The 19,974-nt window shown below is 53.6% G+C and carries 14 protein-coding genes; 7 read left to right on the top strand and 7 right to left on the bottom strand.

Features of this window, described 5'->3' with window-relative positions; translation table 11 throughout:
- Nucleotides 1-7 precede the first annotated feature (7 nt).
- On the top strand, nucleotides 8-1,267 hold the full coding sequence (locus B7994_RS01205) for a glycoside hydrolase family 13 protein (RefSeq protein WP_088636657.1): 1,260 nt from the start codon (nucleotides 8-10) through the stop codon (nucleotides 1,265-1,267).
- On the opposite strand, the gene B7994_RS01200 is transcribed toward B7994_RS01205, so the two are convergent.
- The gene (locus B7994_RS01200) at nucleotides 1,268-1,441 is read right to left on the bottom strand and encodes a hypothetical protein (protein ID WP_233142918.1); all 174 of its coding nucleotides are present in this window, start codon (nucleotides 1,439-1,441) and stop codon (nucleotides 1,268-1,270) included.
- Between the two features lie 413 nt (nucleotides 1,442-1,854).
- Here B7994_RS01200 and B7994_RS01190 point away from each other — a divergent pair, with 413 nt between their 5' ends.
- The 3 genes from B7994_RS01190 to B7994_RS01180 all read left to right on the top strand — a co-directional run bounded on the left by B7994_RS01190 (nucleotide 1,855) and on the right by B7994_RS01180 (nucleotide 7,675).
- Nucleotides 1,855-3,162, top strand: coding sequence for an FISUMP domain-containing protein (locus B7994_RS01190; protein WP_088636655.1), 1,308 nt, complete (start codon nucleotides 1,855-1,857; stop codon nucleotides 3,160-3,162).
- A 798-nt stretch (nucleotides 3,163-3,960) separates the two neighbouring features.
- Nucleotides 3,961-6,606: a protein translocase subunit SecD gene (gene secD / locus B7994_RS01185; protein WP_088636654.1), complete on the top strand. Its 2,646-nt coding sequence runs from the start codon at nucleotides 3,961-3,963 to the stop codon at nucleotides 6,604-6,606.
- A 136-nt stretch (nucleotides 6,607-6,742) separates the two neighbouring features.
- A complete protein-coding gene (locus B7994_RS01180) occupies nucleotides 6,743-7,675 on the top strand; it encodes a magnesium transporter CorA family protein (protein ID WP_088636653.1) in 933 nt (310 codons plus the stop codon).
- A gap of 15 nt (nucleotides 7,676-7,690) precedes the next feature.
- Here the strand turns inward: B7994_RS01180 and B7994_RS01175 are convergent, their stop codons facing one another.
- The 6 genes from B7994_RS01175 to B7994_RS01150 all read right to left on the bottom strand — a co-directional run bounded on the left by B7994_RS01175 (nucleotide 7,691) and on the right by B7994_RS01150 (nucleotide 14,543).
- Nucleotides 7,691-8,695: a polyprenyl synthetase family protein gene (locus B7994_RS01175; RefSeq protein WP_088636652.1), complete on the bottom strand. Its 1,005-nt coding sequence runs from the start codon at nucleotides 8,693-8,695 to the stop codon at nucleotides 7,691-7,693.
- A gap of 3 nt (nucleotides 8,696-8,698) precedes the next feature.
- Nucleotides 8,699-10,639 (bottom strand): DNA topoisomerase (ATP-hydrolyzing) subunit B, encoded by a 1,941-nt coding sequence (gene gyrB, locus B7994_RS01170; RefSeq protein ID WP_088636651.1) that lies wholly within the window; start codon nucleotides 10,637-10,639, stop codon nucleotides 8,699-8,701.
- A 45-nt stretch (nucleotides 10,640-10,684) separates the two neighbouring features.
- The gene (locus B7994_RS01165; RefSeq protein ID WP_088636650.1) at nucleotides 10,685-11,005 is read right to left on the bottom strand and encodes a DUF721 domain-containing protein; all 321 of its coding nucleotides are present in this window, start codon (nucleotides 11,003-11,005) and stop codon (nucleotides 10,685-10,687) included.
- 6 nt (nucleotides 11,006-11,011) lie between these two features.
- Entirely contained in the window at nucleotides 11,012-11,785 is a 774-nt protein-coding gene (locus B7994_RS01160) for an ABC transporter permease (protein ID WP_088636649.1), read from the bottom strand.
- 18 nt (nucleotides 11,786-11,803) lie between these two features.
- Entirely contained in the window at nucleotides 11,804-13,579 is a 1,776-nt protein-coding gene (locus B7994_RS01155) for a S41 family peptidase (RefSeq protein WP_233142917.1), read from the bottom strand.
- 118 nt (nucleotides 13,580-13,697) lie between these two features.
- The gene (locus B7994_RS01150) at nucleotides 13,698-14,543 is read right to left on the bottom strand and encodes an RNA polymerase sigma factor RpoD/SigA (RefSeq protein WP_088637197.1); all 846 of its coding nucleotides are present in this window, start codon (nucleotides 14,541-14,543) and stop codon (nucleotides 13,698-13,700) included.
- Between the two features lie 202 nt (nucleotides 14,544-14,745).
- On the opposite strand from B7994_RS01150, the gene B7994_RS01145 reads away from it, so the two are divergent.
- From B7994_RS01145 to B7994_RS01135, 3 genes are all read left to right on the top strand, one after another.
- Nucleotides 14,746-15,972, top strand: a complete 1,227-nt coding sequence (locus tag B7994_RS01145; protein WP_158213037.1) for a sensor histidine kinase — start codon at nucleotides 14,746-14,748, stop codon at nucleotides 15,970-15,972.
- Between the two features lie 187 nt (nucleotides 15,973-16,159).
- Nucleotides 16,160-17,410: a hypothetical protein gene (locus tag B7994_RS01140; protein ID WP_088636646.1), complete on the top strand. Its 1,251-nt coding sequence runs from the start codon at nucleotides 16,160-16,162 to the stop codon at nucleotides 17,408-17,410.
- A 1-nt stretch (nucleotide 17,411) separates the two neighbouring features.
- On the top strand, nucleotides 17,412-19,925 hold the full coding sequence (locus B7994_RS01135) for a hypothetical protein (protein ID WP_088636645.1): 2,514 nt from the start codon (nucleotides 17,412-17,414) through the stop codon (nucleotides 19,923-19,925).
- Nucleotides 19,926-19,974 lie beyond the last annotated feature (49 nt).

Here is a 19,974-nt window from a genome sequence, read left to right as displayed (position 1 = left end):
CCCGCCCATGAACGCTCCTGCCTGGGTTAAAGACGCCATCTTCTACCAGATATTCCCCGACCGGTTCTGCCGTTCGGAGCGTTACCATGCGGCAGGAAAGTTCGTGCCATGGGGTACCAAGCCCACCCGCGAGAACATGTTCGGCGGGAACCTTGCCGGCATCGAAAGCAAACTCACGTACATCAAGGGGCTCGGCGTAAACGCCATCTACCTCTGCCCGATTTTCAAGAGCAATTCGAACCACCGCTACCATACGGTAGACTACTTCGAAATAGACCCGGTGCTCGGCACGCTCGCCGACTTCGACCGCCTGGTAGAAAAGGCCCACAGGCTCGGGCTCCGCGTCATCCTGGACGGCGTTTTCAACCATTGTTCCCGCGGGTTCTTCCAGTTCAACAGCCTCATGGAACTCGGGCCCGATTCCCCCTACGTAGACTGGTTCCACGTGAAGGGCTGGCCGCTCAACGCCTACTCGGGCAAGCCGAATTACGAATGCTGGTGGAACTACCCCGCCCTCCCGAAATTCAATACCGACTGCACCGAAGTTCGCGAATACCTTTTCAAAGTCGCCGAATACTGGACAAAACGCGGTATCGACGGCTGGCGTCTCGACGTGCCGAACGAGATTGATGATGACAGTTTCTGGCAGGAATTTCGCAGGCGGGTCAAGCGAATCAACCGCGACGCCTACATCGTGGGCGAAATCTGGGACAACCCGGAACGCTGGCTACAGGGCGACCAGTTCGACGGCGTGATGAACTACCCGTTCCGCAAGGCGGTAATGCAGTACCTCTTCGACGAGAATCCCATTTCCACAGGGGAATTCTGCGAGAAGGTACGCAGCGCGTTCCCCGCGAACCGCTTCGGGGTGCAGATGAACCTGTTGGGGAGCCACGACACCACGCGCATCGCATCGCAGCCCCGCACGAGCCCCGAACGTATAAGGCTCGCGCTCGCCCTGCTGTTCTTTATGCCCGGAGCCCCCTGCATCTACTACGGCGACGAAATCGGCATGGAAGGCGGCAAGGATCCCGATTGCAGGCGAACATTCCCGTGGGACCAGCTGAAGGCCCGCAAGGCACTGCCCATCTACAAGTTTATCCGCGAGCTCACCCGCATGCGCCGCGAAAACCCCGTACTCCGCGACGGGAAGGTGCAAATAGAGAGCGACGGCGACACCTTCTCGGTCGTCCGCACCCTCGGCCGCAAAAAGATGACACTTGCCGTAACGCTCACCGGCGGCCAGCCGACTTTTGAAATCAGATGATTACAACTTGAACTGCAGAATCTCCTCGGCAGTCAGTTCTTCTATTTTCTTCCCGACGCGCTCGGCGTACCTCGCCAACTCTAACAAGTTCAGCCTGCAGGGCGGAGCATCCTTATACGGATTGGGAACAGCTGAAATCGGTATCCGAATATCAGCCAAAATATCTTCAGCCATCTCCGTTCCATTCATAGGTGTACGTCTCCAACAATTTTTTTGCTGCATTTATCCCTAACATAAAATGATAAGGATGAAGAGCCCCAATATGGGAACATCCCAACATTCCAATATAGTGATTTAGCAACTCTTTGTTAAGAGCAAAATGAAAACCACGGTCTCTTTGATTTCTCCAGTTTCGGTATCCTTGAGGCACGGCACGATTTCGTCCAGCCAAATGTCAACACAACCTGTACTCAGCGCATTATTCATTTATACTCCGTTTATGGTGGAACTGCGGAATTGCAGAGCCCCTACCTATAAAACGGATTTGACCCACAAAATGAGCCGAAAAAGTTTGTTTACATGCATTTTTTACAATGTGACGGGGTGTTTTGGTTATATTTGTGGTGTATGATTTGGAAGGAGGACATATGAAGAAGTTTGGACTTTTGTCGTCGTTAAAATGCGTTGGGCACATCGGTATGGTGTTCTTTATCGCAAGTATCTTTCTCTTGGCCGCCTGTGATGATGAGAGCAGTTTTGCCCCGCGCGACGACGAGTCGTCCAGCAGTATCGAAGACGTCACACCGCAGTCGAGCGAAGACGAGACAAGTGTGTCCAGTAGCTCTGCCAAGTCTTCTTCTTCAGTCAACGCGAAGTCGAGCTCTAGTGCGAAGTCCAGCAGCAGTGTGAAGTCTTCCTCGAGCGTCGCGTCTAGCAGTTCCGCGAAGTCCTCTTCGAGCGTCACACCGAAGTCGAGCAGCAGCGAGACAAGTGTGTCCAGTAGCAGTGCAAAATCTTCCAGCAGCTCTGCAAAATCTAGCAGCAGTGCGAAGTCTTCCTCGAGCGTCGCGTCTAGCAGTTCCGCGAAGTCCTCTTCTAGTGTCACGCCGCAGTCGAGCTCTAGCGCGAAATCCAGCAGCAGTGTGAAGTCTTCCTCTAGCGTCACTCCGCAATCGAGCAGTAGTGTGAACTCCTCCTCCAGCGTCACTCCGCAGTCGAGTTCAAGTGTTCCCAGTAGCAGCGGCTATGTCCCGTATGACCATAAGGCTGATTTGGGTGATGCTATTCGTATCAAAAGCAGCGATTACAAGACTTTTGTTGATGAACGCAATGGTCGTAGCTACTACTACATTACGATAAACGGGAAAAACAAAAAAGGCGAGGCCGCTTCTGTGACCGTAATGGCAGAAAACCTCAATATCGGCAAGATGGTTGGTATTACAAAAGATCAGGCAAACGATACGTTAATCGAGCGTTACTGCTACGATAGGGATACCACAAATTGCGACCGTTACGGAGGACTTTACCAGTGGGCCGAGATGATGCAGCTGCCGAGCCGCTGCAATACCGAAAGCTGCGCCGATTTAATCCAGCCGAACCACCAGGGAATTTGTCCGGATGGCTGGCGGCTTCTGACTCAGGACGATTTTTACATTGTGCTTCATGCGGACAACAATAAGCACGGAATTCAAGACGCTCGAGCAATATCATTTGGGGGCTTTAATTACAGCGGCTATTCCCTCGTCGGTGCAGGGTATATTTGGGATCGAAGATTAACGCGTATAGGTGAGGCTACATATTGGTATTATCCCGACGAAGGTTCTTATTCTAAAAATGGTGAAGTAATTTCAACAGCGTTTGCCGCTGCAACATCTCGTTCGGGAGAGTACCTAACTGAGCAGGAAACGTACAAAACTCACGGCTTCTCCGTCCGCTGTACTAAACTAGAAGAATAATCAACATTTTTGAAAATAATTACAACGCACCCCGAGGTGCGCTGTAATTGTTTTATCCCAAATGGAATTTTCTTCAAATTCCACACGAAAAGTTTTAACTAAAAAGGCGAAAATCATGTCCAAGAACGTCAAGTCCAACAACAAGAACACCAAGAAATCCGCTTCCAAGGCTAAAAAGTCCACCCGCAACAATTACAAGATCGACGCCTAAAAAAAAACATCTACCCGCAGTTTAATACGATACCCGCCGTTCGCGAAAGCCGCAGCGACTAACAGCCGCAAGGCTTTCGCAGTACCAGATTCTTGCATGTCCCTACAATAAGCGTTCCCATTCCAAAGAACCTCTCGTGTTTCTTTGCGGAGAGAGGCTCTTCGCTAAGCGAACACTCGAACGAAGTGAATGTGTGAGTGTGCAAAGAGCCTCTTGTAGCAAACTTTCTTATAGGAAGCGGTTCTGGTAAGGAACGGCGATGTCGAAACAAGTTCGGCATGACATCTGGCATGACATCCGGCATGACAATCGGGGGTTTGCAGAACCCCCTTGCGTTCGGCCATAGCCAATTGCATAAGTGCATTGGCTATGGCGCTCACTTCTGGGGGTTTTAGGGGGTGGAACCCCTTAGGCGAAGGGGTGGAGAGCAACGTAGTGCGAACCAGGGGGAGCCCTCCCCCTTAAAACACTCAAAAAAGCCCATTCTCACCCGTATTTCCGGCACCCGGCAACCATTAACCGGTGACTATTTTCTATCTTTGCACCCGCAACTAAATGCGTATTAATGCCTTATTAAGGGATTACAGATGAACAAACATAAATTCGGCATGCGAGAATTCTTTATTCTCCTCGTCATTGCACTCTCGGCCTACACTGTTTGGCCCTCTATCCAGGTTCACACCAAGAAGGGCGAAGAGCAGAAGGCCTTCCTCAAGGAAAACCCGAAACTTGCAACTAGGTCCATCAACTTCGGCCTTGACCTCGCGGGTGGTACGAGCATCACGCTCCAGATCGACCCGTCCGGCCTCAAGGAAGACGACGATATCAAGGACATCCAGGCCCAGTCTCTGGAAATTATCCGTAACCGTGTTGACCAGTTCGGTCTTTCCGAACCGCAGATTTCTCCCTCCGGCGACGACCGCATCCTGGTCGAACTTGCCGGCGTGGACGATTCTACCGCCAAGTCGCTCGTGGGTTCTACCGCAAAACTTGAATTCAAGATTCTCGCAGAATCTGAAAAGTTCAACACGACGCTCACCCTCATCGACCAGTACCTGACCCGCCAGACTTCCGATGTGACCGCAGCCGACTCTGCCGCTACGGACAGTGCCGCAGTCAAGGACTCTACGGTCGCTGCTGCCGCCGACACAGCCAAGCAGCTCTCCGATGAAGAACTCCTGAGCGGAAACGTCGCTGCTGCCGAAGCCCCGAAGGCCGAAGATTCCTCCAAGACGGAAGAAACCGAAGCCGCACCGGCATCCGCGGTCGGGAAGGCTCTCAGCGACTACTACATGAATATCGGCAACGGCGGGTTCATCGCCGAAGAAGATATCGAGAAGGTCAAGAAGATCCTCGAACTTGACGGTGTCAAGAAGCTCATTCCGCGCGATGTAAACTTCGCCTTCGGTAGCGGTCTCGAGAAGATCAAGAATGACTCTCCGGTGAAGGCCAAGCGTCTCTACCTCCTCAAGCGCCGTGCCGAAATGGGCGGTGACGACATCGTGAACGCCCAGCCGCACCGTATCTCTGACGGTGTGAGCGCCGGTGAAATCGCCGTGACCCTCAAGTTCGGCGGCATCGGTCCCAAGAAGTTCTCCGCTGTCACGGCCGCCAACGTCGGCAAGCAGATGGCCATCGTGCTTGACAACCAGGTCATCAGCGCCCCGCGCATCAACGAACGCATCCCGAACGGCGACGCCCAGATTACCGGTCTCGACGACATGGCCGAAGCTAACCGCCTCGCTGTCGTGCTCCGCGCCGGAGCCCTCAAGGCCCCGATGAAGATTATCGAAAGCCGTACCGTCGGTGCCACCCTCGGTGAAGAAAACATCGTCCAGGGTTTCGGTTCCGGTGCTATCGGCCTTATCCTCTGCTTGGTGTTCATGGTCGCCTACTACCGCCTCGGTGGTTTCATCGCGAGCATCGGTATGTTCATCAACACCCTCGTGACCGCCGCCGTGATGTCCGTGTTCAACGCGACCCTCACGCTCCCCGGTATTGCGGGCTTCATCCTCGTCGTGGGTATGTCGCTCGACGCAAACGTGATTATTTACGAACGTATCCGTGAAGAACTCAAGGCCGGCCTCACCGCCCGTGCTGCCGTCGCCAAGGGTTACGAACGCGCCTTCAGCGCCATCTTGGACTCCAACTTGACGACCGTTCTCACTGGCCTTATCCTGTACAAAATCGGTACCGGTTCCGTGAAGGGTTTCGGTCTTACGCTTACTATCGGTATCCTGACCTCCCTCTTCTGCGCCATCACGCTCACCCGCGCTATCCTCGACTGGAAGCTCGCCAAGCGTGACGCCACGACGCTCTCCATCGGCAACGGTTTCAAGGCCATCAACGAGGCGAACCTCCAGATTATCCCGAACCGTCGCAAGTTCGGCATTATCTCGCTCGTCCTCATCGTGGCAAGCATCGCCTGCATCGCCGTGAAGGGTTTCGACTTCAGTATCGACTTCACCGGTGGTCAGGTTTACACCATCCAGTACCAGGATGACGCCAAGCACGAAAAGGATTTGAGCAAAGCTCTCTCCGCTGCCGGCATTACGGGCACGAAGGTCCGCTCTCTCGGCGGTACTTCTGCCAACTCCTACCAGGTCAGCCTCCGCACCGACGACGCCAACTTCGAAGCCACCATGCAGCAGGCCTTCGACAAGGCCAACCAGAAGTGCGTGATCGTTGCTAAGGACACCGTGGGTCCGACCATCGGTAAGGAACTCCGCTTCAACGCTATCTTGTCCGTGATTCTCGCCTGGATCGGCATCCTGCTCTACGTGTGGTTCCGTTTCGGCAAGTTCGGTCTCGGCTTCGGTGTCGCAGCCGTGCTCGGCCTCGTGCACGATACCATCATCACGCTCGGCTTCATCTCGGCATTCAGCCTCTCCTTCGACGGCGCCCTGATTGCCTCGCTCCTCACGATGATCGGTTACTCCGTGAACGACACCATCGTGAACTTCGACCGCATCCGTGAAAACACCGTGGTATTCGGTTCTGCGAACTTCGGCGAAACCATCAACAAGTCCATGAACCAGTGCTTCAGCCGTACAGTGGTCACCTCCCTCACGACCTTGTTCGTGTGCGTGATCCTCGCCGTGAAGGGCGGTTCCTCCATCCGCGACTTCGGTCTCGTGCAGTGCTTCGGTATCCTCATCGGTACCTACTCCTCCGTGTGCATCTGCTCGCCGATCGTTCTTTGGTGGTCCAACCGCTCCAAGAAGACGGTGTAATTCCTGTTATCATCCTCGCGAAAGCGAAGATCTAAAAAGCCCTCGGCACCACGCCGGGGCTTTTTTCTTTATTACTAAACTTGTGGTTTCCGAGAGTTTTTTCTATATTGGCAGGCGTTCGATCAAAGGGGGCTCCATGCTCAAGTATTACAAAATCGAATCGGGTCGCATCGCAGTCGCCCCGAACGAAGACGCAGCGGATATCGTCATCATGGGCTCCCTCAGCCAGGAACAGCGAAGCGTCCTAGTCAAAGAATACGAGATTACCGAGCATACCATCGCCTCCGCATTCGACTCCGACGAGCTTTCCCGCATCGAGTACGACGACGACTTTACCACGATAGTGTTCAAGAAGCCCAAGAACTACTCCGCGGCCGACAATTTCCAGTTCCGCGTCGAATCCTTCGGCATTTTCATTTTCAAGGACTGGGTGCTGCTCCTTACCGACAGCGACATTCCCGTAATGGATGAGCGTCGCTTCTCGAAAATCGATAGTTTGAACACCTTCGTGCTGCGCGTGCTGAGTTTCGCGATTTCTCACTTTAACGAGCACCTGCGTATCATCAACCGCATCAACGACGACTTGGAGTTGCGCCTCAACACGTCGATGGAAAACAAGTACCTGCTTTCCATGTTCAGCCTCAACAAGGGCTTGATTTACTACGTGAGCGCACTCAACAGTAACGATACGCTGCTCCGCAAGTTGCAGCTGGGCCGCAGCCTCAACTGGACGGAAGCCGAGCGCGAGCTCCTGGAAGACATCCAAATCGAGAACGGCCAGAGTTTGCAACAGGCAAACATCTACGCCAACATTTTGACATCCATGATGGATGCCCGCGCAAGCGTCATTAACAACAACGTGAACCAGCTAATGAAGAACTTGACCATCGTGACGATTTCCATATCGCTCCCGACGTTCTTCGCAAGCTTGTTCGGCATGAACGTAAAACTCCCCTTCGGCATGAACGGCGATGCGGTCACCGGATCGGCAATCGCCTTCTGGGGCATCATCGCAGTCTGTATCCTGTCGGTGGTGGTGTTCCTCGCCTTCTGGATGCGGCGTAAATAACTACGCCGCAGGCGCTTAATTTCCGCGGTCGCTCATGCTCGCAAACATGGCGACAATCTCTTCGGTAAACGTGTTCTTCGGGAACTTGTCCGCAATCTCGAGCGCCTGTTCCAGGTGTTCCTGCGCTTCGGCTTTCGCCTTGTCAAAGCTCTTCTTTGCGTTCAGGCGTTCCAGAATCATTTCGGCTACACCCTCTTCCGAAGCCTTCTTGATAAGCGATTCCATTTCAGCGCGCTCCGCAGTACTGCAGTCTTCGAAGTAGTACAACAGCGGGAGCGTGATAAGTCCATTCGAGAGGTCGGTAAACTTCGCCTTGTCCAGGTTCTTGGAGCCGTAGCCGTAGTCCAGCAGGTCATCGATAATCTGGAAGGCAAGCCCGAAGTGAGCCCCCATCTTGCCGCATTCGTTCACGAGCGACTCGTCGAAACCCGCCATGATACCACCCAGGCGCGACGCGGCCTCGATAAGGGCTGCCGTCTTGCGGTTGATAATCTCGTTGTACATTTCCCTGGAAAGCGTCATTTCACCGCAATGATCCAGTTCCATGATTTCACCCACAATGAGCATGTCGGCGGCATCAGAAATAATGACAGGTACGCTACGGACTTCTTCGTCAATCACGCAACGCATGGACTGCGAAAGCACGTAGTCGCCCACAAGCACAGCCACCTGGGTACCCCATTCCTTGTGCGCAGTCTTCTTGCCGCGACGCACGTCCGTACCGTCAATGATGTCGTCGTGCACGAGGCTTGCAAGGTGCAGGAGTTCCACGCTCGCACAGGCATGGGCCACGCGGTTTACGTCCGGCGCCTTTTCCCCGCAGTTTGCGATAAGGCACAGAAGTGTCGAGCGTATGCGCTTCCCCTTGCGGCCAAACAGCGATACAAGGCGGTCAGAAATGCCCACAGGGGCAGTCTCGGCCACCTGCATAATCACCTGTTCCGTCCTTTCTAGCGATTCGCGGACAAGTTCACGCGCCTGCCCAAGAACCACCTGAAAGTCTGCTTTCGTAGGGCTCATAAATTAGACATCCAAATCGTTCAGGACCTTGTAGGCGTTGCTCTCGATGAACTTGCGGCGCGGTTCCACGTCTTCGCCCATGAGCATGCTGAAAATCTGGTCGGCAAGCACGGCATCTTCCACGTAGCACTGCTTGAGGAAGCGGCTCTTCGGGTCCATGGTCGTGTCGTTCAGCTGCTCGGCAGACATTTCGCCAAGGCCCTTGAATCGCGTGATGGTCACGTTCTTCTTGTCCTCGACTTCGGCCATGGCCTTGTCCTTCTCGGTTTCGTCGAACAGGTAGCGTTCCTTCTGGCCCACCTTCAACTTGAACAGTGGGGGCATTGCAAGGAATATGTGGCCTGCATCGATAAGCGGGCGCATGTAGCGGAAGAAGAACGTAAGGAGGAGCGTCTGGATGTGAGAGCCGTCCACATCGGCATCGGTCATGATGATAATCTTGTCGTAGCGGAGCTTCTCCATCTTGAACTCCGTACCGATACCCGTACCGATGGCGTTCACCAGGTTCTGGATTTCCTCGGTATCGAGCACACGGTGCAGGCTTGCCTTTTCCACGTTCAGGATCTTACCGCGCAGCGGGAGGATGGCCTGGAATTCGCGGTTGCGTCCGCTCTTCGCGGAACCGCCTGCAGAGTCACCCTCGACAATAAAGAGTTCGCATTCCTTCGGGTCGCGGCTACTGCAGTCCGCAAGCTTGCCGGGGAGTCCGCCGCTTTCAAGCACGTTCTTGCGGCGAGCGAGAGTACGGGCACGGTGTGCAGCTTCGCGGGCGAGAGCCGCATTGTACACCTTGTCCAAAATGACCTTGATGGCGGCCGGGTTTTCCTGGAAGTATTCTTCCAACTTGGCGCCGAACGCAGAGTTCACGTAGCTTGCGATTTCGGAGTTGCCGAGCTTGCGCTTGGTCTGGCCTTCGAACTGCGGCTGAGAAACCTTGATGGCGATAACGGCGGTAAGGCCTTCACGAATATCGTCGGCGGTAATCTGGGCTTCCTTTTTGCCCTTGGGCATTTCTGCAGCAAACTTGTTAATGACGCGGGTAAGGGCCGTCTTGAAGCCCGTCACGTGAGTACCGCCGTCATAGGTGTTTACGTTGTTCACAAAGCTGAAGAAGTTTTCCTGGTAACCGTCGTTGTACCACATGGCGACTTCGAGCGGATATTCGCCATTGGGGAGCACCAGGTGGATAGGCTCGTTAAACAGCGGAGTGCGGTGTTCGTCCACGTAGCGCACGAATTCCGAGACGCCGCCCGGGAAGCAGAACGTATCGCTCTGGATTTTTTCAGGGTCGCGCTCATCGGTAAGCGTGAGCCTGAGCCCGCTCATGAGGAACGCAAGTTCGCGGAAGCGCGTCGCCAGCGTATCGTACACGTAAACGGTCTCGGTAAAAATCGTATCGTCCGGATAGAACTCCACGGAGGTTCCGGTCGTGCCGTCGCTCTCGCCCACGTCGACCTGCGGGCCACACGGGATACCGCGGGAGAATTCCTGCTTCACGACGCGGCCATTGCGGCGCACCGTAACCACGAGCTTGTTCGAAAGCGCGTTCACACAGCTCACGCCCACACCGTGCAGGCCGGCAGAAACCTTGTAGGAATTGCTGTCGAACTTACCGCCCGCATGGAGCTTGGTCATCACTACCTCGATGGTACCAATGTGTTCCTTCGGGTGAATATCCGTCGGAATGCCGCGGCCGTTATCCGTCACGCGGATGCCGTTACCCGGCAGAATTGAAATCTCAATATGGTTGCAGAAGCCAGCCAGGGCCTCGTCGACAGAGTTATCGACGACTTCCCATACCAGGTGGTGGAGTCCTCGGATATCGGTCGACCCGATATACATGGCGGGGCGGACTCGTACCGCTTCCAGGCCTTCGAGAACCGTAATGCTCGAACCGCTATAGGCCTCTTCGGCCTTCTTCAATTCTTCTGTTTCTTCTGCCATATTTCCTCTAAAAACATCTCAAAAATCTGCACCGGCAATCCCCGTTCAGACAAAGCGTATAGCCTGTATAAACGGCTCTCCGAGCAGCGTATTACACTTGTCAATAATAGTTTTTTTTTGCAAAAAGAGTTCGCTTTTCCAGGCCGAAGAAGCGGCCTTCAGCACCAGTGTCCGCTTGTCCAATTTCACTAGTTGTACATGGGGTAAAACGGCCGTCCCGACGATGTCCCCGAAGTGTTCCGAAATGGTCCTCAGGTGCATGTTTTCGTCGATGTGGTTCTTCTTCAGAACCTGCTCCAAAAGCACGCTCACGTCCATGACGCGTTCCCCAGTAAACCCGTATCCTTTGCGTCTTTTCTCTGGCATCTGGAACTACACGAGCAACAGCTTGGAAAGCGTAAAACCGCCAATAAGGATGCTTGTCATGCCGGCCACCACGGTAGCCTTGGTGCTCTTGCCTACGCCCTCTGCGCCGCTATGGGTGAAGAACCCGAAGAAGCATGCGTAACTTGAAATAAAATAGCCGTAGAGCGTCGCCTTGATAAGGCCAACGACAAGGTCCCAGTTGTGGTAGAACATGCGCACGCCGTAAAAGAACACCGACCACGAGACTTCCTTGTACAGGTGGGCGACTTCGTAACCGCCGGCGATACCGATAAAGATGCTTATGACGGTAAGTGTCGGGAGCATAATGACCGTCGCGATAAGGCGCGGTGCCAGCAGGAACTTGTAAGGGCTGAGCCCCAATACCTTATACGCATCGAGTTGTTCGGTAACCGCCATGGTTCCGAGTTCGGAACACATAGAGGCCCCGATACGCCCAGCAAGCACCATTGCCGTAAGGATGGGGCAAAGTTCCACCATCACGGATTTACCCACGGCCATGCCCACGAACATCATCGGGATCATGTCACCGAACTGGTATGCCAACTGCCACGACATGATGGCACCGGTGGCAAGTGAAGCGGCAAACACAACAGGGATGCTAGTCACGCCCACGCGCTGCATCTGTTCCACGGTCGTGTGGAAGTTAGAGAATGCTCCGGGAATGTTCTTGAAGAGTTCCCATACGAACTTAAAATAGTTCAGGACAGTTCGCAAGAATCTCTTTACGAACCGCCCCAGGGCTTCCGCTATGGCATTCATTAGACTCACGTGCGCGGCCTACTTCCTCTTCTGCTTGGGCTTTACGGCCTGCGGACGCTTGCCCGGGCCCGAGATCGTCTTCTTGAAGAGGGCGTCGTTGGAGAGGTACTTGATAGCTTCCTTCAACTGTTCATCGCGCTTGAGCGAGAACGCCGTGCTCACGGAATCGCCGACCATCGCAGTCAAAAGTTCGCGCTTGATGCCATCCTTGATGTAGTCCTTGTTCTCGTCGAACTGCGCATCGCGCTTGTTCTCGAGGGCCTTGCGCATCTCGGTAAGCCTCTTCGAAAGAGTCGTATCCGCAACCGTCTTCGAGCTGTCGCCCATATAGTTCTGTTCGGCAACGATGCTCTTTTCAAGCTGGTCCACACCCACGAGGGCGTTGCTCTTCACCTTCACGAAGTTCGTATCCTTCATGCAGAATTCCTTGAACTGCGTGTACAGGGAATCAGGCACAACCCAGTTCGCATCGACCTTCACGCCGGCCTTGTCGAGCAGCGGGCGCACCTTCACGGCGAACTTGAAGTACATCGCCATGCGTTCCTGCACCTGCACCACCCACGGCATCGGGGAAAGTTCCACATCTACGTCGGGCTTGATACCGCCACCGCCGAACATCATGCGGCCGTTGTTGGTATAGAACGTATCACGCGTTACGGTATCCTTCTTCACGGAATCTGCCGGAGCCTCTTCGTCATCCTCGGCCGGTTCCTCTTCTTGCAGCTTGAGGCCCTTGATGCCGTTTTCAGGCTTGTTGATGCAGCGGCCGAACGGCAGGTAGTAGAATGCCGTCGTAAGTTTGAGGGCGTTGCCCTGGTTGTCTAGCGGGAAAATCGTCTGCACGGAGCCCTTACCGAACGAGGTCTTGCCGACCACGAGCGCGCGGTCCCAGTCCTGAAGCGCCCCAGAGACAATCTCTGCGGCACTTGCAGAGCCCTGGTTTACAAGGACCACCATGGGTACCTCGGGCCCGAGCATGCCGTCACGGCGGGCACGGCTTTCGGTGCGCTGCGTACGACCGAGCGTAGACACAATCACATTTCCCTGCTTGAGGAAGAGTTCACTAATCTCGATAGCCTGGTTCAGGAGTCCGCCCGGATTGTAGCGCACGTCAAGAATCAGTTTCTTCATGCCCTGCTTCTTGAGGCCACGGATGGCGTTTTCCACGTCACTCGTAGTCTTGTCGCTGAAGGTGGCGAGCTTGATATAGCCAATATCCTTGCCGACCATGCCGTAGTACGGCACTGCATGCACCACGATTTCGGCACGGGTAATGGTAAAGTCCATCAGGTCGGGCACGCCTTCGCGCTGGATAGAGACCGTAACGTCGGTGCCGATCTTTCCGCGGAGCTTGCTCACGGCATCGTCGAGGGAAAGTCCCTTCGTGTCCTTGCCATCAATCTTTCTGATACGGTCACCCGCACGGATACCGAGCCTAAAGGCAGGCGTTCCGGAAAGCGGGGAAATCACGGTAAGCACGTTATCGCGCAGGCTAATCGTAATACCTACGCCGCCGAACTTGCCTTCCATCGAGACCTTGAGGCCTTCGTAATCCTTCGGGGTAAAGACCGTCGTATGCGGGTCCAGGATATCGCGGATACCATTCAGGGCCGCATCCGTCAGTTCCGTAGGGTTCACGTCTTCCACATACTTGCGGTTGACTTCGGAAAGCACCTTGTTCAGGCGGGAAACTTCATCGTAAAAATCGCCGGGAGGGGTCTTCGTGTCGTTCGCGGCGAGAGCGAGAGAGGCCGCAGAAAGCGCGACCACAAGGGAATTGCGTAAATACATCATATTGAAAACCATATGCCTAAAAAATACAATTTCACAGCACAATGGTTCGGGCAGAAACGGAAAAAACCGGCCTTTAAAAGACCGGTTTTTAGTAAAAAAAGGAGAGAGATATGAAAAATCAAGCGGCTTCGTTCAAGATCCTATGAATTTGTTCGGTCTTGAGTTTAGCCAGTGCGGATTCCTTGAGCTGGCGGACCCTTTCCTTGGAGAGGCCCACCATCGGGGCAACTTCCTTGAGGTTCAAGTCCGAATCCATCGCGAATCCGAAATAAAGTCTTAAGATATCGAGTTCCTGCTCGGTGAGGTTGTCCTGCATCACCTTCTCGAAAACGTTCGTACGGTTCCTGCGTTCTGCAAGTTTGTCTGTACGAGACGCAGAAGCAATCGTATCGCCAAGAGTCGCATCGCCATCTTCGCCAACGGGAGTCTCGAGGGATGTCGCACGATTGTCCATCATGAGCACCTTCTCGATAGCATCGCCCTTGTACTTGGAAACTCCGGCGAGGCTTTCGGGGTCGAGAACGTAGCTGCCGCCCACGACCTGGCGGAGCTTGCCGCCCTTCTTCGCGAATCTGCGGAGCACGAGTTCCTTTTCGGCGCTGATGCGGACCATGCGGCCCTTTTCGGCAATGGCGCGGGTGATGTTCTGACGGACCCACCACACGGCATAACTGATAAACTTGATTTTCTGGTTCGGGTCGAAACGGCGGGCGGCTTCCATGAGGCCCATATTGCCTTCGCTGATAAGTTCGCCGACTTCAAGTCCCTGGCCCTTGTACAGGTTGGCGATATTCACCACGAAGCGGAGGTTTGCCTTGACGAGCATGTCCATCGCTTCACGGCTCCCCTGCCTAATCTTTGCGAGCAGGAGAGTTTCCTGTTCCCTCGTAAGCAGAGGATATTTTGAAATATCGTTCAGGTACTGGAAATAGACATCCCTTTCTTCCCTGTTGCGCGTATTCATAATCATAATATTACCTCTGTCGTTACGGGTTCGTTGTTCTTTACGTATTCAAATTTACCTCCGTAACGCCCTGACTGTGTCAGCATCGGGAAAGGGGCTTGCAAAAGTTAAATTGGGTTTTTGTCGTTTTTTTTCGTACTTTCGTCATAAAAATGTCATATAGGGGATGAAATTTGGCCAAAATAGACTTAATTTTGAATACATGACCGTTAAAAAGACAGCAAAAGCAGTTACAAAGTTCTTCGAGACAAAACGTGGGACATTCGAGGGTTTACAAGAAGCAAGCTTCATGCGAAGCGAAAAGTACTTGATGGACCTGCTCAAAGAAGAAACGAAGTCCATCAGCTATCCCATTCCCCCATTCGTACCCCTCCTGCTTATCTGGATTTTCGTACTTCTGTTCCCGCTGGCCACGTTCCTCGACCCCTCCGTCATCACCTCCCCAAAAATTAACGCGAAGGGCGTCGTAGGCTTCTACGTTCCCTTCTGCACCACAACACTCATCTTCTTTCTCAACCAGAAATTTCTCGTTCCGAGCTGCATATTCAAGAAGCACTATATTCCATTCGTCATTCACAACGCCTTACTTGTCATCGGAGCCATCTTTGTACGCGAAGTCGCATTTTTCCTTATCGAACGCAACCCAGGCGAAGGCATAACCTACTTTTTCACCTCGTATTGCTTCTCGAACATGAAGGGCGGGCACTTCTCTTTCATTACAGTCATATTATTTTCCATTCTCGTAGGGTTCGTCTGCGGCATCAGCGTTTTGTACAACATTGTCTTGAGACACACGCTAAGAGCATTCGTCCAGCGCGAACAGAAGAACAAGTCCCTGCAATACGAACTTGACTTTCTCAAGAACCAGCTGAGTCCGCACTTTTTGTTCAATACGCTCAACAACATCTCCGCACTTATCCAGTTCGACCCCAAGCGCGCCGAAGAATCGATGGCGAAACTTTCAAAGCTTTTGCGCGTGATGCTCTACCAGACATCGGACAGCACCATCCCCATCAAGGAAGAAATCGACATCCTGGAAAAATACGCCGACCTGGAAAGACTGCGACTCGACCCCAGCTACAAGCTTGAATTTACGACAGACCTCGAAACCGAAGATTTTCAAATTGCACCGCTTATCGCGATGCCGCTCGTGGAGAACGCCATCAAGCACAGCGTAAATCCGGACGGACCGAGCTTTGCACGAATCAAGATTGTGCAAAAGGGGAACATCGTAGAATTCTTCACCGAAAATTCGAACTTCCCGCGGAAAAAGAAATCAAACGAAGGCGGGCTCGGACTTGCCACCTTCAAGAAGCGTCTCGACCTCCTTTACAGCGAACGCTATGAATATAAGACCGAAGTCGTCGACAACACTTACAAGGCTTCGTTGACAATAGTCACTGATCAAGCAGTCCGGGCAAGTGATTAATCAGCCAAAACGATAATATTGGCAAAAATTTTTCTGCGAATCCTCCTTTACGGAGGATTTTTGTTTATATAGTTTTGACCTTACGACATTCAGGTTTCCCGGAAAATCCTGTCGACTTTTCCTGGCGAAGCTTAGGCAATGGCCGGACGGCCATTTTTTCTATATGCATCAACAATGGAGAATTCCTATGTCAAGTAGGATTCTGAAAGGCGCTGTACTTGCGGGTCTTGTGCTGGCATCCGCAGGCAACGCCGAAAACTGCAGGGAAGCCGTGCTCTACGACGGCTCCACACACAATGGACAGATGGAAAATTCCAGTCGCACGTTCCCCGAGGCGCCGGAATGGACCGCAAACTGGGGAGACTTCGAAAACATGAAGGCCCCCTACATCCGGCTTTCGGGCATCAAGAACGAGACTGCCGACTGGACTGGAACACTCTCATTCAACGGATTGCCCATTCCAGTTGAGGGCGGCTCATTCAGCATTTCGGTCCGTTCCACCCAAAACGTGAAATTCGGCCTTTGGCTTACAGGGAACTCCGGTAACGGCAACGTCGTGTTTTATACACTGACGGCAAACAGCACGCAGGTCATCAGCCTTCCCACGCGCGACCTTCTCGGTAGCAGCAGCACCCTGAACAAGGTGGGGATCGGACTATTCGGCGTAGGAGCCTACCAATACACCACGCTGTTTGTAGACAACATAAAGGTTACGTGCACAGGCAGCGCACAGGAGGGAGACCTGCCTCCAGACAACGGGAATGCTGGATACGTATTCCGCGACGTAAACCCGGAATCGAACGTGAGGAACTTCTACACGGAACCCGTGCCCGATGCAAAAAAAGCGCTGAACGAGGAAACACGAAACGAGTTCGCCCGCAGGACAACAAGGCTTTTCGTGCTTACGGAACAGGAGCATCAAAAGGTAATCCGTTTCCAGACGGCAACAAGCCTCACCCCGAAGGAATCTCGCGACGGCTGGTACAAGAGCATGTTCACTGTCGACAGAAACCGTCTCAGGGACAGTGTCATTGCAAGCCCCAAGAACCTGTTCCTCGAGGCTGGAGATATTGCCGCAAGCATGCAGAAGCACACCATCCCCGTACTTATCGCCGACATAGACTACGCCGTAAAATACTATGCCGACACAACCTTCAAGAAAAGCGAGTTCGAGGATTTTCACCTGCTATTGACAGGGTTGCCGACGAGCACCGTATACGGTTCCAGGGTGACGTTCGTATACGATCCGTACTTTGTAGCAACAACCCGCAGCAGCCTCCCCCTTATGGAAATCTGCGTCAAGGGCACATGCACTGCAGTAGCCCCGAAGACCGAAGCAGAAATAGAGTTCGATTCTGCGGGGGAACAGGAAATCGTGTTCAAGCTCAGTTCGGACGGGAGAACAGTACAGCAGAAACTCAAAGTGGAGGTGAAGTAATATGAAAAAACTTATACATCTCGTCTTGGCAATTGGCTTCACTCTCGTACCCGGAGCAGAGGCGGCCTCCCATGACTTCCATTTCTTCTCGAACCATTCGCAGCCCTGCATATCGGACATCATGAAGCCGGCCCAATGCGATACGCGAGAAGGGAAAACGGAAATCGCGAACGCGGCTCCGGATGTCCGCATCAGGGTCATTGACCCTATCGTAGACGACGCCGCGAAATACGGGATTGCACTCAGCAGGCCGTTCTTTATCATCGACGGAATCCACCTGAGTACCGACGAGGCCAGGACCCTCGAACAGCTGTACGAGGAAACCGAGGCTTTCGGCATTCCTGAAATTCTTTCGAGCCTTGGATACACCCCCGTACTCGTGCAGTTTGCACAGACCGTAAGGGTTGGGCTCGAAGACAATGCGGCCGCACTCTCTAAGTTGCTCAAGTTCCTAAGCGACAACACGCTTATTTCCTTCCCGAACAGGCACGGAGACGGCTTTATCATCCTGGGAATAAGCCAGGGCGGCATCATCGGGCGCTACGGCGCCTACCTGTACGACACATCGCGCAAAGCCGCCGATGCGCCCGTGCGAATCTACGCCTCGCTAGATTCGCCGCACCAGGGTGCCGTGATGCCGCGTGGCCTGATATCCACCATCGACTTCTGGGCGAACGAGGCCGGAGTCGCCTCCGCAGAGGCTTTCTACGACCTGATTTCGAGTCCGGGAGCGCGCGACCTGCTGCTCTATAACACGACAGCCGGAAACAGCACCTACGAAGTAAAGACGGACACGTCACGGTTCCTGTTCGGCAAGTACCGCAAAGCGGCAAACTACAAGGGGTTCCCCGCGATTCTCCTTTCGCAGGGTCAAATGAAGGGGAAAAGCCCCAAGCACGCAAACAAGTACTACTCCCTGAACCGAACCGCAAAAAACGGCGACGAGGCGTGGGGCCGTGCCGTAAGCGAGATGGCCGCCACCGACAAGGAATCCGGGATTTTCTCGCACAACCGAGTCTACGAATACCTCTCGCAGAACACGAAGAAGTCCCAGACGGGCGAAGCCTCACACGACTTTATCCAGGGCAGCACCTATCCCTTCGCGCGGACAATATACAACTCGCTACGCGAAGGCATGATGGAAGCCATTCCCGACGACATGTCGTACACCTTCAAGGCCTTCGGCGCCTCGCTCTATACCATTAATTTCGACAACATCTGGGAAGCGGACACCCTTTACCAGGCAAGCAGCACATTCATCCCGACAGCAAGCGCTATCGACCTGCAATGCAACGGGGACCTGGCCATCCGTTCGGATTGCGCATTCAGCACATCGCAGGCAGGTTTCCCGTTTGAAAATCCGGGAAAGCGTTCCACCGCAAAAGCCGTTTATGCAGTTGACGAAACACACCCGCGCTACAATGAATCCATCAGTGGAAGGCATATCGAATCGCCCATAAACAAGGACGGAAGCATGGACAGCACCGTACTCAAGGGAATGCAGACCGAAATCTGGCGCCTGCTCTGCGAGGTCGCCAAGGCAGATTACGACAGCGTAAACAAGGAGTTCCGCAACGCAAAACTCATCGGGATGTTTTCCCCGACCACAAGTTGCATGGACCTCTCGTCAATGCCCGAAATCATCGCTAACGGAGGCGCGATCCAGTCCAGGAAATTCGGCTACATCCGTTATGACTACAACAAGGATGCCACCGAGACGACCAAGGAAGTAAAGTTTACGCTCCCTTCCGGATGGCAGCGCGTCGCCCTGATTGACAACGCGAAGGACGTTCCCGAAGGTGCAATTTTTGAAACGGAAATCAAGGTGGAAAGCCCCAAGAGCAACTGGATGAAGGCAGAACTCCTGCTGACCCCGAACAAGGGCGGCGGAGGCCAAGTCCAGCTAGAAGAACTAAACGTGGTACAGGATGGAGATTTCCACGCCATACGCTGGCAGATGCCTACGGTCAAGGGCGCGATGGCAAAGTACCGCTGGTTCCGCCTGGTACTCAATTCCAATGGAGGCAAAGTCACCCTCAGGAACACGCGACTGCTGACCACGTTCAAGACATTCAGCGAGAAACCCGCCGATATCGGGAGCGCTACGCTATTCCCCTCCAACTACAAGACTGTTAACTGGAACTCCTCCACGACAATCAAGCAGGTTAAAGTCGGGAACAGCGATGCAACCGAATTCAGTTTCAAGGAGATATACGCAGGCATCCATCTCGATTTCGGCGGAACGTTCTCGCTAGACAACTACAAGGAACTGAAGGTCGAATACCTCGGATCGACATGCCGGAACAGCGAAATCTATTTCGGCACCTATTCGCACGGGAAGGTCAATCTTGGTAACAACTCTATGCAAAATGAGTTTGTTAACAAAGTTTTACCCCTCAAGGATATCATCAATACGGATGTCACCGCAGGCAACGGATTTTCGGCATCACGCCTAACCCTGCAGGCACTGGACGCCAACGAGACCTGCACCATACGGTCCGTAAAGCTCCAATAGCCGACCCTCATCCATTATTGACACAGGATAACGGATAAGGTAATTTATG

This window comes from Fibrobacter sp. UWR2 (assembly GCF_002210285.1).
Lineage (GTDB): Bacteria > Fibrobacterota > Fibrobacteria > Fibrobacterales > Fibrobacteraceae > Fibrobacter.
The sequence above is the reverse complement of the archived record's forward strand: the minus strand, read 5'-3'. Positions and strand labels throughout refer to the sequence as shown.

Bases quoted from the DNA above. Each gene is read 5' to 3' on its own strand.
- B7994_RS01205 (WP_088636657.1), top strand. From the start codon at position 8: ATGAACGCTCCTGCCTGGGTTAAAGACGCCATCTTCTACCAGATATTC.
- B7994_RS01200 (WP_233142918.1), bottom strand. From the start codon at position 1,441: ATGGCTGAAGATATTTTGGCTGATATTCGGATACCGATTTCAGCTGTT.
- B7994_RS01190 (WP_088636655.1), top strand. From the start codon at position 1,855: ATGAAGAAGTTTGGACTTTTGTCGTCGTTAAAATGCGTTGGGCACATC.
- secD (WP_088636654.1), top strand. From the start codon at position 3,961: ATGAACAAACATAAATTCGGCATGCGAGAATTCTTTATTCTCCTCGTC.
- B7994_RS01180 (WP_088636653.1), top strand. From the start codon at position 6,743: ATGCTCAAGTATTACAAAATCGAATCGGGTCGCATCGCAGTCGCCCCG.
- B7994_RS01175 (WP_088636652.1), bottom strand. From the start codon at position 8,695: ATGAGCCCTACGAAAGCAGACTTTCAGGTGGTTCTTGGGCAGGCGCGT.
- gyrB (WP_088636651.1), bottom strand. From the start codon at position 10,639: ATGGCAGAAGAAACAGAAGAATTGAAGAAGGCCGAAGAGGCCTATAGC.
- B7994_RS01165 (WP_088636650.1), bottom strand. From the start codon at position 11,005: ATGCCAGAGAAAAGACGCAAAGGATACGGGTTTACTGGGGAACGCGTC.
- B7994_RS01160 (WP_088636649.1), bottom strand. From the start codon at position 11,785: ATGAATGCCATAGCGGAAGCCCTGGGGCGGTTCGTAAAGAGATTCTTG.
- B7994_RS01155 (WP_233142917.1), bottom strand. From the start codon at position 13,579: ATGATGTATTTACGCAATTCCCTTGTGGTCGCGCTTTCTGCGGCCTCT.
- B7994_RS01150 (WP_088637197.1), bottom strand. From the start codon at position 14,543: ATGAATACGCGCAACAGGGAAGAAAGGGATGTCTATTTCCAGTACCTG.
- B7994_RS01145 (WP_158213037.1), top strand. From the start codon at position 14,746: ATGACCGTTAAAAAGACAGCAAAAGCAGTTACAAAGTTCTTCGAGACA.
- B7994_RS01140 (WP_088636646.1), top strand. From the start codon at position 16,160: ATGTCAAGTAGGATTCTGAAAGGCGCTGTACTTGCGGGTCTTGTGCTG.
- B7994_RS01135 (WP_088636645.1), top strand. From the start codon at position 17,412: ATGAAAAAACTTATACATCTCGTCTTGGCAATTGGCTTCACTCTCGTA.